Below are 14,746 nucleotides of genomic sequence, written 5' to 3' on the forward strand. Positions count from 1 at the left end.
GCCCTGCGCCCCCGAGTACGTTCCCGGTCCTCCCGAATCTCGAAGTCCATCGCATCCCCTCAACTGGGGTGTTGCGACAACCACTAGAAGAGAAGACGGCTCGGGGGCCGTTCCGCGTGTAGGCGTCGGTCCTCGGGTCAGGGCTGGGAGGTGAGGTGGGTGATGACGGTGGAGACGCAGGGGGCGTCGAAGAGGATCGTGTAGTGGTTGCAGTCAGGGACGATCTCGTCCCTGAGCCCCGGGAGGCGGGTGACCCAGGGGAGGGCCAGGTCGTCGGGGAGCATGCCGACGTCCTGGTTGAGCAGGCCGCGCGGCGCCCTGAGCAGGGTGAGCGGTGACCTGACGGCGGTCAGGGCGGCCCCGATGGCCTCCAACTCCAGGCGCAGCCAGCGTCCGTCCTGCAGCACCGCCTCCGGGGCCACGCGCGACCTGAGCGCCCCCTCGGGGCCTGTCAGGTCATAGCGGACGTAAGCCTCCACATCGGCGCTCCAGTGGCCGGCGAAGGCCGGATGGGCCTTGAAGAAGTCGACGTAGGCGTCCGCGCTGGGGAACGTCTGGCGCAGCCGGGCGAGTGCCGGCCCGAGCGTGGCCTCCATCGCCTCGTCGGCGTCCACCCCCTCGGGCAGCGGGGGGAAGGGCAGGCCGCCGTCCACCAGCACGACCCGTGCGAAGTCGCGTTCGGCGGCGGCCAGGGCGGCCACGTACGCGCCCATCGAGTGCCCTGTCAGCACCGCGTCCGGGCCCGCTCCCACGTGGTCGGCGACGCGCAGCACGTCCTCGGCGTGCCTCGGCAGCCCGTACGGCCCCGGCAGCGAGGCGCTGTGCCCGCGACCGCGCAGGTCCATGGCGACCATGGACCAGTCCTCGGGCAGCCGCCGCGCCACCGCGCCCCAGGCCATCAGGGAGGCCGTGATCCCGTGGACCGCGATGACCGTGCGCGGTCCCGTGCCGAACCTGGCGATCCGCAGACCGCCGACATCGTCGAACTCGAAGCTCATGGTTCGGAGCTTAGGGACGAACACCCCGCCCTGGCGATCGGCGCGCAAGGGACTGGGTGTGGGGAATGTGGTGATATTCCCGGATAATCCCCTGCTATGCGTATCACCGTTGTTCAGCACGAGGACGGGGCCGGGCTCGGATACCTCGCCGAGTGGCTGGGGTTGCCCTGTGACGTCGTCCGGCCGTACCTCGGCGAGGAGATCCCCGCGGGCCCGGCGGACGGGCTGATCGTGCTCGGCGGTGCGGCGGCCGCCTGGGAGGACGAGCGGAGCCCCTGGCAGCCCGCCACCCGCGACCTGCTGCGCCGGGCCGTGGACGAGGGAACGCCCACGCTGGCCGTCTGCCTGGGCGCGCAGTTGCTGACCATGGCCTGCGGCGGCACCGTCGAGCGGGGGACGAACGGGCTCGAAGTGGGCGCCCGCGAGGTGGTCGCGCTGCCCGCGGCCGCCGATGACCGGCTGCTGGCCGGGGTCGGGACGGCCGTGGCCGTCCAGTACCACCAGGACGCGATGACGCGGCTGCCCGACGGCGCGGTGCCGTTGATGACCGGGGCGCAGTATCCGAACCAGGCGTATCGGCTCGGCGAGGCCGCCTGGGCGGTCCAGTTCCACCCCGAGGCCACGCCGGAGATCTTCACCGCCTGGACCGACGAGTCGGACCTGGAGGCGGCCGAGGAGCTCAACGTCGGGGTCAAGGCCGCCGAGAGCGCGCTCGTGGCCACCTGGCGCACGGTGGCGGAGGCGTTCGCGGAGGTGGTCAGAACCACCGGCGGTCGCGCCTGAACCGCCGCGGCCGCCCGGCCACGCCCACGCCCGAGCCCGAGCCCGCGCCCGAGCGGGCGGCCGCCCGGGGCGTCGTGGGGGCGTGAGGCGTCGTCGTGGTGCCGTGAGGTGAGGTGCCCGCGGTGTCGTGCGTGCGGGGCCGGGTCAGGGCGTGGGCCGCGGCGTGGACGCCGGCCAGCACGACCGGGAGCGCGGCCAGGCCCGCCCAGCCCGCCGCCCCCGTACGCACCGGCACCCCTTCGGCCCGCAGCCGCCGCCAGGCCCACACCGAGAACGGGATGACCACCACGGGCGCGGTCACCGCCCCGGGGGTGTACCCCCGCGTCACCGCCGCCTGCGCGAGGTGCATGACCCCGTGCGCCCCGAACCCCAGCAGCGCCGCCTGGAACACCGGGCTCCGCCCGCCCGTACGCGCCCCCAGCGCCGAAGCCCCCGCCATCACCCCGCCCATGAGCCCGATGGCCACGTTCGCATGCCGCTGCGAGACCTCAAGCCGCTGCCACGGCACCCACGGCAGCCGCTCCTCCAGCCGGGGCCGGGCCGAGCGCGTCCAGCCCGCCATGGTCGCCAGCTCCTCCGCGTCGTGCACCGCCCACGCGGCCAGCAGACCCCACGTGACGGCAGAGGGAACCATCGCCGATCGCCTCCCAAGAATGCAACGCAACGTTGCGTTTCTATGCTACGGCGGAAGTCCTGTCAAGATGGAGGGGTGCCCAGGATCGAATCCACCGCCGCGCGGCTCGCCAGGCTCGGCTTCGCCGACGGGGCCAGGGCCGCCCAGCTCGTCCGGCAGGCAGGGGTCGACGTGCACGATCTCCTGGAGTTCCTGGTGGACGTGGCCGACCCCGACCAGGCGCTGGTCTCGCTCACCCGCCTGGCCGAGCGCGACCCCGCCGTGGTCGGCGTCCTGCGCCAGGACGACGCCCTGCGCACGAGGCTGCTGGCCGTCCTGGGCGTCAGCGCCGCCCTCGGCGAGCATCTGGTGCGCCACCCCGACCAGCTCGCGCTCCTGGCCGCGCCGCGACCGGACGACGTGCGGGCGGAGCTGCTGAAGGCGGTCGGCGCCGAGCCGGGCAGGGCCGCCACCGCCGAGCGCCCGCTGGACGCGTTGCGCGTGGCCTACCGGGGCCTGCTGCTCCACCTGGCCGCCCGCGACCTCACCGGTGAGGCCACGCTGGCCGAGGTCATGGCGGAGCTGTCCGACCTCGCGGGCGCCGCGCTGGAGGCCGGGCTGGCCATCGCCCGCGCCGAGGTCGACGACGGCGAGGTACGCCTGGCGGTCATCGGCATGGGCAAATGCGGCGCCAGGGAGCTCAACTACATCAGCGACGTCGACGTGATCTTCGTGGCCGAGCCGCGCGAGGGCGCCGACGAGACCAAGGCGCTGCGCACCGCGACCCGGCTGGCCCAGGCCATGATGCGGGCCTGCTCCGCCACCACTTCCGAGGGCTCGCTGTGGGAGGTCGACGCGGGCCTGCGGCCGGAGGGCAGGTCGGGCCCGCTGGTGCGCACGCTCGGCAGCCACCTGGCCTACTACCGGCGCTGGGCCAAGACGTGGGAGTTCCAGGCGCTGCTGAAGGCCCGGCCGGTCGCGGGCGACATGGAGCTCGGCTCGGCCTACGTCGAGGCGGTCAACGACCTGGTGTGGGCGGCGGCCACGCGCGAGCACTTCGTCGAGGACGTGCAGGCCATGCGCCGCCGGGTCGAGGCGCACGTGCGCGCCGAGGGCGACCGCCAGCTCAAGCTGGGGCCCGGCGGGCTGCGCGACATCGAGTTCGCGGTGCAGCTGCTCCAGCTCGTCCACGGCCGGCTCGACCCGCTGCTGCGCCGCAGGGCCACGCTGCCCGCGCTGGCGGCGCTGTCCCGGGGCGGCTACGTCGGCCGCGACGACTCGCGGGGGCTGGCGGAGGCGTACTCGTTCCTGCGCCAGATCGAGCACCTGCTGCAGCTCCACCGGCTGCGGCGCACCCACATCGTGCCCTCCGACGAGTCCGACCTGCGCCGGCTGGGCCGCGCGCTCGGCATGCAGCCCGACCCGGTGCGGGAGTTCACGGCGCGGTGGCGGCGGCACGCCATGGAGGCGCGGCGGCTGCACGAGAAGCTGTTCTACCGGCCGCTGCTCCAGGCCGTGTCGCGGCTGCAGGAGTCGGAGGCGCGGCTGTCGACCGCGGCGGCCAAGGCCAGGCTGGAGGCGCTCGGCTACGTCGACCCCGCCGGCGCGCTGCACCACATCGCCGCCCTCACCTCGGGCGTGTCCAGGCGGGCGGCCATCCAGCGCACGCTGCTGCCCGTCATGCTCGGGTGGTTCGCCGACACGCCCGACCCGGACGCGGCGCTGCTCGGGTTCCGGCAGGTCAGCGACAAGCTGGGCAGCACGCCCTGGTACCTCCGGCTGCTGCGCGACGAGACCGCGGTGGCCTCCAGGATGTCGCGCGTGCTCGGCACCAGCCGCTACGCGACCGGCCTGATCATGAACGCGCCCGAGGCGGTCGCCATGCTGGGCTCCAACGATGAGCTCGTCGTGCGCCCCCGGGAGTCGCTGGCCGGCGAGGCCGCGGCGGCGCTGTCCAGGCACCAGGGCGACCCCGAGCCGGCGGTCGCGGCCGTGCGGGCGCTCCGGAGGAAGGAGCTGTTCCGGATCGCCGCGGCCGACCTCTTCGGGCTCGTCGACATCGAGGCGGTCGGGACCGCCCTGTCGTCCCTGACCGACGTGACCCTCCAGGCCACCCTCGACGTGGCCCTCGCCAAGGCGCCCCGCGTCACGAGGTTCACCGTCATCGCCATGGGCCGGCTCGGCGGCATGGAGAGCTCCTACGCCAGCGACGCCGACGTCATGTTCGTCCACTCGCCGCTGCCGGGCGTGGCGGAGCGCGAGGCCACGGACGCCGCCTTCACCGTGGCCAACGAGGTGCGCAGGCTGCTCTCGCTGCCCGCCCCCGACCCGCCCCTGATCATCGACCCCGACCTGCGGCCCGAGGGGCGGCAGGGCCCGCTGGTGCGGACGATGGCCTCCTACCGCGCCTACTACGCGCGCTGGTCGTCGCCGTGGGAGTCGCAGGCGCTGCTGCGGGCCAGGTTCTCGGCGGGCGACGCGGAGCTGGGGCGGGAGTTCACCTCGATGGTCGACGAGCTGCGCTACCCCAAGGGCGGCCTGCCCGACGACGCGGTCAGGGAGATCAGGCGGCTCAAGGCCCGCATGGAGGCCGAGCGCCTGCCGCGCGGCGCCGACCCGGGCCTGCACACCAAGCTCGGCCGCGGCGGGCTGTCCGACGTGGAGTGGGTGGCCCAGCTTCTGCAGCTGCGGTACGCGGGCACGCTGCGCTCGCTGCGCACCCCCCGCACGCTCGAGGCCCTGCGCGCGGCCGTGGCCGAGGGCCTGCTCGCCCCGGCAGACGAGGCCGTGCTGGCCGAGGCGTGGCGCTTCGCCTCCCGCATCCGCGACGCGATCATGCTGGTCAAGGGCCGTCCCGGCGACAGCGTCCCGCGCGACTCGGGCGAGCGGAAGCTGATCGCCCAGACGCTCGGCTACCCGCCGGACGGCTCGGAGGACTTCCTCGACGACTACCGCCGCGTGACGCGCCGCGCACGGCAAGTGGTGGACCGAGTTTTCTACGGGGCTTGATCGGCGCCGCGCGGGGGTGTATCAAAGCCCGCGTGTTATCCGTTTATGTAGATTTGGCCTTGGGCCTGGTGGTGTCGTTCCTGCTGCTGTCGCTGCTGGTGAGCGGGCTCAATGAAGCGATCGTGCGGGTGCTCGCCATCCGCAGCAAGTTCCTGTGGGCCTACCTCAGGGACACGATGGACGGGTCCGACCCGCAGGGCAGGTCGTGGTTGCCGGCCAAGGTGCGCGACGTCTTCGCGGCGCTGCCCTTCGTCCGCGACCCCCGGCCCAAGCACAGCGACCAGCCCTCGCCGCCCGAGCCGGGCACGCTGCCCGCGCAGGAGAACAAGGCCGAGGATGCCATGGTCAACCTGCTCTACCAGCGGGTCCAGGAGATCGACCACCCGAAGACGGGCCGTACCAGCATCTCGAACATCCCTCCCGCGCGCTTCGCGGTGGCCCTGATGGAGCTGGCCGCGGGGGAGCCGGACGGCGTCGAGGGCTTCCTGGAGAAGCTCAAGGCCATGCGCAGCCCGCTCTACGGCCACCTCAAAGGCGTGTGGGAGACCGCGCAGCGGGACCTCGACCGGTTCAGGCAGGGGGTGGAGAGCTGGTTCGACGGGGAGATGCAGCGGCTGTCCATGCTCTACAAGCGCTACGTCAAGTGGGTCGTGGCGGTGCTCGGCGTGGTCGTGACGCTGGTGTTCACGATGGACGGGCTGGAGTACGCCAAGACGCTGCTGCGCGACAACGCCTTCCGCGCCTCGGTGACGGCCGTGGCGGGGGCGGGGCCGGACGCGTACAACGAGCTCAAGGCGCGCTGCACGGGCGGCGACCCGGTGCCGTGCGTCACCGAGACGCTCAGCCAGCCGGCGCTGGTCAAGATGCTCGACCATGCGCTGGTCAGCGTGTCGATCCCGGCGGAGGGCGACCCGTCCGTGCACTGGAACGGCGGGCTGTGGTGGCAGCGGATCACCACGCCCAGCCACTGGCCTGGCTTCCTGCTGACGTACCTGGCGCTGCTGTTCGGGGCGTCGTTCTGGTGGGACGTGCTGCGCCGCCTCACCGGGATCAAGAGCCGGCGCTGAGCCCGTCCCTGGCCGCCAGGGCGATCACGTCGGCCAGGTCCGCCAGCTCGCCGGGGTCGTCGGTGAGCCGGGCCGTGGCGAGCCGCAGGTGGTCCGTGGTCGCGGGGCGGATCACGTACCGGCTGCCGGGCGCCACGGAGATGCCGTGCGCGGCCAGCGTGACCAGCGCCGCCGACTCCTCGCGCACCGGCACCCACAGGACCAGCCCGTCGCCGCCGCCGGTGCGCACGCCGCGGGCCGCCAGCTCCGCGGCCAGCCGCGCCCGCCGCCCGGCGTAGACCGCGCGGGCGTGCGCCACGCACTCCCGCGCGCCGGCGTCCCCGAGCAGGTGGGCCAGCGTGTCCTGCAGGATCCTGCTGGTCCAGCCGGTGCCGAAGCTCCGTAGCACGCGCACCCGCTCGACCGCGTCCGCCGCCCCGCCGATGACCGCGATGCGCAGGTCGGGGCCGTGCGACTTGGAGTACGACCGCACCAGCACCGTACGGTCGGGAAAGCGTGTCCCCATGCTCACCATCGGCGAGACCGACAGCTCGCCGATCCCGTCGTCCTCCACGATGAGCGTCGAGACCGGCTCCAGCAGGTCGGCCAGCTCGGCCGAGCGCTCGGCGGTCACGGCGTGGCCGCAGGGCGACTGGCCGCGCGGCTGGTAGACGAACGCCACCGGCCTGGCCCGCAGCGCCTTGGCCAGCGACTCGGGGATCGGCCCCTGCTCGTCGCAGGCCACGGGCACGATCTGGACGCCGATCGTCTCCAGGATGTCCAGGAGCCGGGCGGCGGTGGGCTCCTCGATCGCGATCCGGTCGCCGGGCAGCGCGGTCGTCTGGCAGAGCAGCTGCACCCCCTCGTACCCGCCGCCGACCGCGAGCCAGCCCCGCGCGGGGAACGGCCAGTCCGGCTCCACGGCGGCACGCAGCCGCGGCGTGATCGTCTCGCGGGCGTAGTCGTTGAGCCCGTCCGCGCCCGCCGCCGCGACCAGGGCGGCCTCCAGCGGCGGCATCAGCGCAGGGTCCGGCGAGGCGATGGCCAGGTCGATCGCCAGCCGGTCGCCCCAGTGGCCGACGCGCTCGTAACGGATGGGACGGGGCACGTCGGGCGGCCCGAGCACCACCGTGCCGCGACGGCGATCGGTGTGGATCATCCCGTGCCGCCGCAGCTCCGACCAGGCCTCCGCGACGGTCCCGGAGCTCACGCCCAGCTCCCTGGCCAGGCCGCGCACCGTCGGCAGGCGCGTCTGCGCGGTGACCGTGCCCTGCCTGATCAGATCGGTCAGGGCGGCGGCGATCCCGCGTGCGGTCGGCTCGCCGATCTGCTGCGCCAGCCAGGCGGCTTCCACATGACCTCCTGTAAATCTTTGTTCAGCAACAAAGATCGTCTTGTGTGGGGAAACGTCCTGAACATATGGTTTCCAGCAATTCAAAGCAAGGGAACTTTGGGGTGTTTGTGCGTATTCGGTTGGGTCTGCGGGACTGGGACCATCTCGTACCGGTGGCGACGGGGGAGGTGCGGCCCGAGGGGTTCGAGCTGGACCTGGAGTCCCGCGCCGTCACCCCGGACGTCCTGAGCGAGCCGGACCTGGACGGCGGCGAGACGTCCTTCAGCAGGTACGTGCTCGGCCGCGCCGCGGGCGACGACCGCCTGGTCGGACTGCCGGTCTTCGTGATGCGCGGCTTCCGGCACCGGTGCGTCCTGGTCCGCCGCGACAGCGAGCTGACCGCGCTGGAGGAGCTCAAGGGCGCCCGCGTCGGCCTGACCGGCTGGCCGGACTCCGGCAACACCTGGACGCGCGCCCTGCTCAGGGCCGCCGGGGTGGACATCGGGGGCATCGAGTGGACGGTCGGCCCGCTGGTCGCCGGGGAGACCGGCAAGGACCGCGTCGGGCCCGTCCCGTTCCCGGACAACGTCTCGCTGACCGACGACGGCCTCGCAGAAGGGCTAGCCGAGGGCCGCTACGACGCGATCATGACCCCGTTCATGCCCGACGAGTTCTTCACCCCGGGCAGCCGCTTCCGCCACCTGCTCCCCGACCACCGCGCCGCCGAGCTGGCCTACTACCGGGAGACCGGGTTCGTGCCCGGCATCCACCTCGTGACGCTGAAGCGCGAGGCCGTCGAGCGCGACCCGGGGCTGCCGCGGGCCGTCCAGGACCTGTTCGAACGCTCCAAGCGGCACTGGCTGGCCCGGCGGCGCCTGCTCACCGACACCACGCCCTGGCTGCTCGCCGACCTGACGGAGACGGCGCGGACCTTCGGTCCCGACTGGATGCCGTACGGCGTCGGGCCCAACGCCGCCATGGTCGCCGCCTTCTGCGCGGAACTGCACGCCCAGGGCATCTCGAACCGCCGCATCGGACCTGAGGAGGTCTTCGACCTATGAGAATCGCCGTTGGACAGTTCGCGTCCTCGGAGGACTGGACGGCCAACCTCAAGACCTGTCAGGACCTGGTCGACCGGGCCGCCGAGGGCGGCGCCGACCTGCTGGTCCTGCCCGAGGGCGCGATGGCCCTGTTCGTCGACGAGCCCACGCGCATCCGCGAGGCCGCCCAGCCGCTGGACGGGCCGTTCGTCAGCGGGCTGGTCGAGCGCACGCGCGGCTCGTCCACCACCGTGATCGTCGGCGTGCACACCCCGTCGGGCGACGGGCGCGTGTTCAACGTCCTCGTGGCCGCCAGGGACGGCGAGATCGTCGGCACGTACACCAAACTGCACCTGTACGACGCCTTCGGCCGCCGCGAGTCCGACAACGTCGTGCCCGGCACGAACGCGCCCGTGGTGATCGACGTCGCCGGCTGGAAGGTCGGCATGATGACCTGCTACGACGTGCGCTTCCCCGAGCTGGCCAGGCTCCTGGCCGACCAGGGCGCGCAGGTGATCGCGCTGCCCACGGCGTGGGTGCGCGGCCCGGCCAAGGAATGGCACTGGGAGGTCATGGTGACCGCCCGCGCCCTGGAGAACACCGTCTACCTGGCCGCCTCCGGCGAGTGCGGCCGCCGCAACATCGGCGCCAGCATGGTCGTCGACCCGCTCGGCATCACCCGGGCCCGCCTCGGCGACGCGCCGGGCCTGCTGTGGGCCGACGCCTCCAAGGAAGAGCTCGAGCGAGCCCGCCTCAGCCTCCCCGTCCTCGAGAACCGGCGCTTCGCCGTCGACCCCCGATTGGAGCGAAATGTCTAAGTATGCGACGGCTGCCCTGCTCGGCGCCGCCCTCCTGCTGGCCGGCTGCGGAGCCAACCCGGAAGAGGCCCAGGGCGCGCTGAGCTCCCAGCCCGCCGCCTCCGGCACCGTGGCCGCCCAGGACAAGGACCAGGCCCTGTTCGACCGGCTGCCCGACAAGGTGAAGACCGCCGGCAAGCTGGTCTCGGTGAACAACGGCTCGTTCCCGCCGTACGAAATCGCCGGGGCGGACGGCAAGTCCATGACCGGTGCCGCGGCCGACCTGTCGGAGGCCCTGGGCCAGGTGCTCGGCGTCAAGATCGAGCACGTCACCGTGGACGGCCTGCCCAGCCAGCTCACCGGCATCGCGTCGGGCCGCTACGACCTGGCCATCGGCCCGGTGGGCGACTTCCCCGACCGGCAGAAGTCCAACGATTTCGTGGACTGGGTGAAGGAGTTCGTGGTCTTCGCCGTGCCGAAGGGCAACCCCAACAAGATCAACTCGGTGGCCGACACGTGCGGGCTGAAGATCTCGGTCATGGCCGGCGGCTCCGCCGAGGCCGTGATCAAGAAGCAGTCCGAGACCTGCGCCACGGACGGCAAGCCGAAGATCACCGTGCAGTCGTACAAGGACCAGCCCACCTCGGTGCTGGCGGTCAGCTCCGGCCGGGCCGACGCGTTCTTCTCCTCGCAGGCGCCGCTCACGTACTTCGTGTCGCAGGCGGGCGGCAAGCTGGAGCTGGCGGGCAAGGGGCAGGCCAACGGGTTCGACGACCTCTTCCAGGGGGCCGTCGTCGGCAAGGACTCGCCGCTGCGTGACGTGGTCAGGGACGGCATCCAGAAGCTGATCGACAACGGCACCTACGCCAAGATCATGGACAAGTGGGGCACGTCCGACAACAAGCTGGACAAGGCCGGCGTCAACCTGGCGGGATCATGACCGCCCCGCCGGACGTCGACGTCGCGGGCGCGTCCCGCACGCGCCATCCGCTGCGCTGGGTGGCCTCGCTCGTCCTGCTGGTGCTGGCCGCCCAGCTCGTGAGCCTGCTGGTCACGAACCCCAACTTCCAGTGGGACGTGGTCTTCAGGTACGTCAACGCGCAGGTCATCGGCCAGGGCGTGTTCACCACGCTGCTGCTCACCGTGATCGCGATGTTCGTGGGCGTGGTGCTCGGGGTGCTGCTGGCCGTCGGCCGGCTCTCCGAGAACCCCGTCGCACGGTCGGCCTGCGGGCTCTACGTGTGGTTCTTCCGCGGCACGCCGGTGCTGGTGCAGCTCGTGCTCTGGTACAACCTGTCGTACCTGCTGCCGAAGGTCTCCCTCGGCATCCCGTTCGGGCCGGAGTTCGTCAGCGCCGACACCAACCAGGTCATCACCCCGCTGCTCGCGGCCGTCCTCGGGCTCGGGCTGAACGAGGGCGCGTACATGGCGGAGATCATCCGCGGCGGGCTCATGTCGGTGGACCACGGGCAGACCGAGGCCGCCTCGGCGCTCGGCATGAGCAACGCGCGCACCTTCCGCAGGATCGTGCTGCCGCAGGCCATGCGGTTCATCATCCCGCCCACCGGCAGCCAGGTGATCAGCATGCTGAAGGCCACGTCGCTGGTGAGCGTCATCGCGCTGGCCGACCTGCTGTACACGGTGCAGTCGATCTACAACCGCACCTTCCAGACCATCCCGCTGCTGATCGTCGCCTGCGTCTGGTACCTGTTCATCACCTCGATCCTGTACGTCGGCCAGTCGTTCATCGAGCGGCACTACGCCCGCGGGGCCACCAGGAACGTGCCACAGAGCTTCTGGGCGTTCCTGACCTTCCGCCGGCGCCGTCCCACGGAGGTGACGTCATGACCGTCCCCATGGTCCACGCCCACGCCGTACGCAAGCACTTCGGCCATCTCGAAGTCCTCAAGGGCATCGACCTGGACGTCCAGCCGGGGGAGGTCGTGGTGATCCTCGGCCCCTCCGGGTCGGGCAAGTCGACGTTCCTGCGCTGCGTGAACCACCTGGAGACCATCGACGGCGGCTCCATCTTCGTGGACGGGGAGCTGATCGGGTTCCAGGCGTCCGGCGGCAAGGTGCGGCACCTGCGCAAGCGCGACATCACCCGCCAGCGCAGGGAGATCGGCATGGTCTTCCAGCAGTTCAACCTGTTCCCGCACTTCACGGTGTTGCAGAACGTCATGGAGGCGCCGGTCGGCGTCCGCCGCGAGTCCCGCGAGCAGGCCAGGGAACGGGCGCTCGGCCTGCTGCGCCGCGTGGGCCTGGAGGACAAGGCGGGCAGCTACCCCAGGCAGCTCTCCGGCGGGCAGCAGCAGCGGGTCGCGATCGCCAGGGCGCTGGCGATGCGGCCCAAGCTGATGCTCTTCGACGAGCCGACGAGCGCGCTCGACCCGGAGCTGGTGGGTGAGGTGCTGGCCACCATGAAGGGCCTCGCCGAGGACGGGCTGACCATGATCGTGGTGACGCACGAGATCGGGTTCGCGCGGGAGGTGGCGGATCGGGTGGTGTTCATGGACGGCGGCGTCGTGGTCGAGTCCGGCACCCCCAAGGAGGTCCTGGACAACCCCACCAGCCCCCGCACCAAGGCGTTCCTCAGCCGCGTCCTGTAACCCGCCCCGCGCCCGTCCCTTCCCCCCTCATCCCAAGGGACAGAAGGGATGGCGGTGGGAGAGGCGCGGACGGTCCTATCGTGGGTGGGATGGAGACCCAGCGTTTGATCATGCGCAGATGGCGCGACGAAGACCGGGAGCCGTTCGCCGCGATGAACGCCGACCCCGTGGTGATGGAGCACTTCCCGGCCCCGCTCACCCGCGCGGAGAGCGATCACTTCGTCGACAGGATCGAGGAGGAGTTCGACAGGCACGGTCATGGGCTGTGGGCGCTGGAGGTGCGCGAGAGCGGGGAGTTCGTCGGCTTCACCGGCCTGATCTGGCAGACGTTCGACGCGCCGTTCCTGCCCGCGTGGGAGATCGGCTGGCGGCTGGCACGCCCCGCCTGGGGCCACGGGTACGCCACCGAGGCGGCCGGGGAGGCGCTCGGGCACGCGTTCGAGGAGGCGGGCCTCGACGAGATCATCTCCATGACGGCCAGGAGCAACACCCGTTCCCAGGCCGTGATGAAGCGTGTGGGGATGACCCACATGACCGACTTCGGCCACCCGCGGCTGGCGCCGGACCACCCGCTGTTCCCCCACGTGGCCTATCACCTCAGGCGCCCGTAGGGGCGCTCATGGCGTAGAGGACGTCGCGCAGGACGGGCTCGCGGCCGCGTAGCCAGACCAGTCGCAGTGCCAGCGCGGGCGCCTCGAAGCCGAGCCGCACCAGCGCGCCGGAGGCCAGATCCGGCTCCAGCGCGAAGTCCGGCAGCAGCGCGCTGCCGAGCCCCTGCCTGGCCCACTCGCGGGCGGTGGCGATGCCGGTCAGCTCCCTGCGCGGCACCTCCGCGCCGAACGCCCGGTCGGCGGCCAGCCGGATCGAGCAGCCCGGCGGGCTGACCAGCAGCGGCTCCCGGTCCCCGTCCGGCGCCGCGACCAGCGCCAGCCCGACCTCGCCGACGTCCAGAAAGTCCATTGCCCGCGCTGACGGCGGGCATGGTCGACAGCGCGCCGCCGGGGACGGCGGACGGGGCACCCGCACGGCGGCCCTGACCTGACCTGACGATGCGAGTATCGTGATCGGCGCAGTGGGGCTTCACGACGGGGGCGGCGAGGTAGACCGTGCGTTTTCAGCATTCGAGCGACATCTGGCGGGACTTCCCGGAGCTCGTCCCCGGAGTGCTCGTCGCGAAGGGCGTCACGGCGGGCGTCTCCGTCGACGACCAGGTGGCCCGGTTCGGCGAGCTCGCCGCCAAGCGGCTCGCGACCTCCTCGGAGGGCGAGCTGCCGGAGATCCAGGCGTGGCGGCGGGCGTTCTCGAAGATGGGCCTGAAGCCGACCCAGTACCGCTGCGCCTCGGAATCCCTGCTGCGCCGCTTCAGGAAGGAGGGCGCGCTGCCGCGCCTGCACCCGCTGATCGACCTCTGCAATGCGGTGTCCATCGCGTACGCGATCCCGGTGGCGGTGTTCGACGTCTCCAAGATCTCGCAGTACGTGGAGGTCGGGTACGCGGCGGGCGACGAGACGTACCTGACCTTCTCCGGCGAGACGGAGCACCCGCCGCCCGGCGAGGTGATCTTCGCCGACGCCGAGGGCAGGGCGCACGCCCGCCGCTGGACCAACCGCCAGAGCGGCCACTCGGCCGTCCGCGAGACGACCGCCGACGTCCTGATCGTCGCCGAGGCGCTGCACGACACGGCCGGGAAGGACCTCGCCTCCCTCTTGACCACGCTCTCGGACGAGCTGGCCGCGGTCTGGCCCGTGACGCCGAAATCCACGATTCTCAGCCCGTCCGAGCCCCGGTTCGAGTTCACGCCGTAAGGTCGAGCGCAGGCGAGCGAGTGGTTCGGCCGACAAGACTGAAGGTCTGCGTGCGGAAGGGGGCCCTGTGGGAGCCATGCTGCGGCCGATCCGCGAGCCGGATATAAACGTCCTGGAAGCTGCGGCCGCCACTCCTGAGGGCGTAGGTGATTTCCAGTGGTTCGGATTTCGCTCTTTTCATAAGATGAGGAAAAGGGTGGCTGAGGACGGATATATCGGTCCGGATTCCGGGGCGTTCGTGGTCGACGTCGAAGGATCGATCGCGGGATGGGTCTCCTGGGTCAAACACTGCTGGGGTCCTGAGGACACGTCCTGGAGCTGGACGATCGGGATAATCCTGTTTCCCGACTTCCGGGGGAAGGGCATCGGGACCGCGGCCCAGAAGGAGCTGAGCGACTACCTCTTCTCGCACACCCTGGCAGAGCGAATCCAGGCTTCCACCGACATCAACAACATCGCGGAGCAGCGCGCCCTGGAAAAGGCCGGATTCCAGAAAGAAGGGGTGCTCCGGAGGGCTCAATGGCGGATGGGGCGGTGGTACGACCAGGTCCTGTACTCCGCGATAAGGGAGCGTAACTGACGCTCCGGGGCGTACGGAAACGGCCCGGCATCGATGACCTTCTCTTCTAGTGGTTGTCGCAACACCCCAGTTGAGGGGATGCGATGGACTTCGAGATTCGGGAGGACCGGGAACGTACTCGGGGGCGCAGGGC

Annotated in this window: 15 protein-coding genes; 11 read left to right on the forward strand and 4 right to left on the reverse strand. The window is 71.8% G+C overall.

Annotated features, from left to right (window positions below; genetic code table 11):
* Positions 1-137: 137 nt before the first annotated feature.
* Complete coding sequence (locus ABZS69_RS66250) at positions 138-998, reverse strand: alpha/beta hydrolase (RefSeq protein ID WP_355395239.1); 861 nt, start codon at positions 996-998, stop codon at positions 138-140.
* 96 nt (positions 999-1,094) lie between these two features.
* On the opposite strand from ABZS69_RS66250, the gene ABZS69_RS66255 reads away from it, so the two are divergent.
* Positions 1,095-1,781, forward strand: coding sequence for a type 1 glutamine amidotransferase (locus tag ABZS69_RS66255; RefSeq protein ID WP_355395242.1), 687 nt, complete (start codon positions 1,095-1,097; stop codon positions 1,779-1,781).
* Here ABZS69_RS66255 and ABZS69_RS66260 read toward each other — a convergent pair.
* A complete protein-coding gene (locus tag ABZS69_RS66260) occupies positions 1,756-2,415 on the reverse strand; it encodes an HXXEE domain-containing protein (RefSeq protein ID WP_355395245.1) in 660 nt (219 codons plus the stop codon). The genes ABZS69_RS66255 and ABZS69_RS66260 overlap by 26 nt on opposite strands.
* Positions 2,416-2,490: 75 nt before the next feature.
* Between ABZS69_RS66260 and ABZS69_RS66265 the strand changes: the two genes are divergently transcribed.
* A complete protein-coding gene (locus ABZS69_RS66265) occupies positions 2,491-5,403 on the forward strand; it encodes a bifunctional [glutamine synthetase] adenylyltransferase/[glutamine synthetase]-adenylyl-L-tyrosine phosphorylase (RefSeq protein WP_355395248.1) in 2,913 nt (970 codons plus the stop codon).
* 53 nt (positions 5,404-5,456) lie between these two features.
* Positions 5,457-6,470 carry a hypothetical protein gene (locus ABZS69_RS66270; protein ID WP_355395251.1) on the forward strand — a complete coding sequence of 338 codons (1,014 nt, stop codon included), beginning with the start codon at positions 5,457-5,459 and terminating at the stop codon, positions 6,468-6,470.
* On the opposite strand, the gene ABZS69_RS66275 is transcribed toward ABZS69_RS66270, so the two are convergent.
* Positions 6,454-7,803: a PLP-dependent aminotransferase family protein gene (locus ABZS69_RS66275; protein WP_355395254.1), complete on the reverse strand. Its 1,350-nt coding sequence runs from the start codon at positions 7,801-7,803 to the stop codon at positions 6,454-6,456. The two genes, ABZS69_RS66270 and ABZS69_RS66275, sit on opposite strands and share 17 nt — an antisense overlap.
* A 107-nt stretch (positions 7,804-7,910) precedes the next feature.
* Between ABZS69_RS66275 and ABZS69_RS66280 the strand changes: the two genes are divergently transcribed.
* The 6 genes from ABZS69_RS66280 to ABZS69_RS66305 all read left to right on the forward strand — a co-directional run bounded on the left by ABZS69_RS66280 (position 7,911) and on the right by ABZS69_RS66305 (position 12,839).
* The gene (locus ABZS69_RS66280; RefSeq protein ID WP_355395257.1) at positions 7,911-8,843 is read left to right on the forward strand and encodes a hypothetical protein; all 933 of its coding nucleotides are present in this window, start codon (positions 7,911-7,913) and stop codon (positions 8,841-8,843) included.
* Entirely contained in the window at positions 8,840-9,640 is an 801-nt protein-coding gene (locus tag ABZS69_RS66285) for a deaminated glutathione amidase (protein WP_355395260.1), read from the forward strand. Before ABZS69_RS66280 ends, ABZS69_RS66285 begins: the two co-directional genes overlap by 4 nt.
* Positions 9,633-10,559, forward strand: coding sequence for an ABC transporter substrate-binding protein (locus tag ABZS69_RS66290; protein ID WP_355395263.1), 927 nt, complete (start codon positions 9,633-9,635; stop codon positions 10,557-10,559). Before ABZS69_RS66285 ends, ABZS69_RS66290 begins: the two co-directional genes overlap by 8 nt.
* Positions 10,556-11,467, forward strand: coding sequence for an amino acid ABC transporter permease (locus ABZS69_RS66295; RefSeq protein WP_355395267.1), 912 nt, complete (start codon positions 10,556-10,558; stop codon positions 11,465-11,467). Before ABZS69_RS66290 ends, ABZS69_RS66295 begins: the two co-directional genes overlap by 4 nt.
* Entirely contained in the window at positions 11,464-12,228 is a 765-nt protein-coding gene (locus tag ABZS69_RS66300) for an amino acid ABC transporter ATP-binding protein (protein WP_355395270.1), read from the forward strand. The genes ABZS69_RS66295 and ABZS69_RS66300 overlap by 4 nt, the downstream gene beginning before the upstream one ends.
* An 89-nt stretch (positions 12,229-12,317) precedes the next feature.
* Complete coding sequence (locus ABZS69_RS66305; protein WP_355395273.1) at positions 12,318-12,839, forward strand: GNAT family N-acetyltransferase; 522 nt, start codon at positions 12,318-12,320, stop codon at positions 12,837-12,839.
* On the opposite strand, the gene ABZS69_RS66310 is transcribed toward ABZS69_RS66305, so the two are convergent.
* Positions 12,826-13,188: a LysR substrate-binding domain-containing protein gene (locus ABZS69_RS66310; RefSeq protein WP_355395276.1), complete on the reverse strand. Its 363-nt coding sequence runs from the start codon at positions 13,186-13,188 to the stop codon at positions 12,826-12,828. The genes ABZS69_RS66305 and ABZS69_RS66310 overlap by 14 nt on opposite strands.
* A 146-nt stretch (positions 13,189-13,334) precedes the next feature.
* Here ABZS69_RS66310 and ABZS69_RS66315 point away from each other — a divergent pair, with 146 nt between their 5' ends.
* Together ABZS69_RS66315 and ABZS69_RS66320 are read left to right on the forward strand one after the other, a co-directional pair.
* A complete protein-coding gene (locus ABZS69_RS66315; RefSeq protein ID WP_355395279.1) occupies positions 13,335-14,033 on the forward strand; it encodes a phenylalanine--tRNA ligase beta subunit-related protein in 699 nt (232 codons plus the stop codon).
* Positions 14,034-14,109: 76 nt separating this feature from the next.
* Positions 14,110-14,613 (forward strand): GNAT family protein, encoded by a 504-nt coding sequence (locus ABZS69_RS66320; protein WP_355395282.1) that lies wholly within the window; start codon positions 14,110-14,112, stop codon positions 14,611-14,613.
* The last annotated feature ends 133 nt before the right edge of the window (positions 14,614-14,746 follow it).

Origin of the sequence: Nonomuraea sp. NPDC005650 (genome assembly GCF_040605375.1) — a bacterium.
Lineage (GTDB): Bacteria > Actinomycetota > Actinomycetes > Streptosporangiales > Streptosporangiaceae > Nonomuraea.

What these genes read in the sequence shown, in the direction of transcription:
- ABZS69_RS66300 (WP_355395270.1), top strand. Translation starts at nt 11,464, where the DNA reads ATGACCGTCCCCATGGTCCACGCCCACGCCGTACGCAAGCACTTCGGC.
- ABZS69_RS66285 (WP_355395260.1), top strand. Translation starts at nt 8,840, where the DNA reads ATGAGAATCGCCGTTGGACAGTTCGCGTCCTCGGAGGACTGGACGGCC.
- ABZS69_RS66310 (WP_355395276.1), bottom strand. Translation starts at nt 13,188, where the DNA reads ATGGACTTTCTGGACGTCGGCGAGGTCGGGCTGGCGCTGGTCGCGGCG.
- ABZS69_RS66255 (WP_355395242.1), top strand. Translation starts at nt 1,095, where the DNA reads ATGCGTATCACCGTTGTTCAGCACGAGGACGGGGCCGGGCTCGGATAC.
- ABZS69_RS66295 (WP_355395267.1), top strand. Translation starts at nt 10,556, where the DNA reads ATGACCGCCCCGCCGGACGTCGACGTCGCGGGCGCGTCCCGCACGCGC.
- ABZS69_RS66290 (WP_355395263.1), top strand. Translation starts at nt 9,633, where the DNA reads ATGTCTAAGTATGCGACGGCTGCCCTGCTCGGCGCCGCCCTCCTGCTG.
- ABZS69_RS66260 (WP_355395245.1), bottom strand. Translation starts at nt 2,415, where the DNA reads ATGGTTCCCTCTGCCGTCACGTGGGGTCTGCTGGCCGCGTGGGCGGTG.
- ABZS69_RS66250 (WP_355395239.1), bottom strand. Translation starts at nt 998, where the DNA reads ATGAGCTTCGAGTTCGACGATGTCGGCGGTCTGCGGATCGCCAGGTTC.
- ABZS69_RS66305 (WP_355395273.1), top strand. Translation starts at nt 12,318, where the DNA reads ATGGAGACCCAGCGTTTGATCATGCGCAGATGGCGCGACGAAGACCGG.
- ABZS69_RS66320 (WP_355395282.1), top strand. Translation starts at nt 14,110, where the DNA reads ATGCTGCGGCCGATCCGCGAGCCGGATATAAACGTCCTGGAAGCTGCG.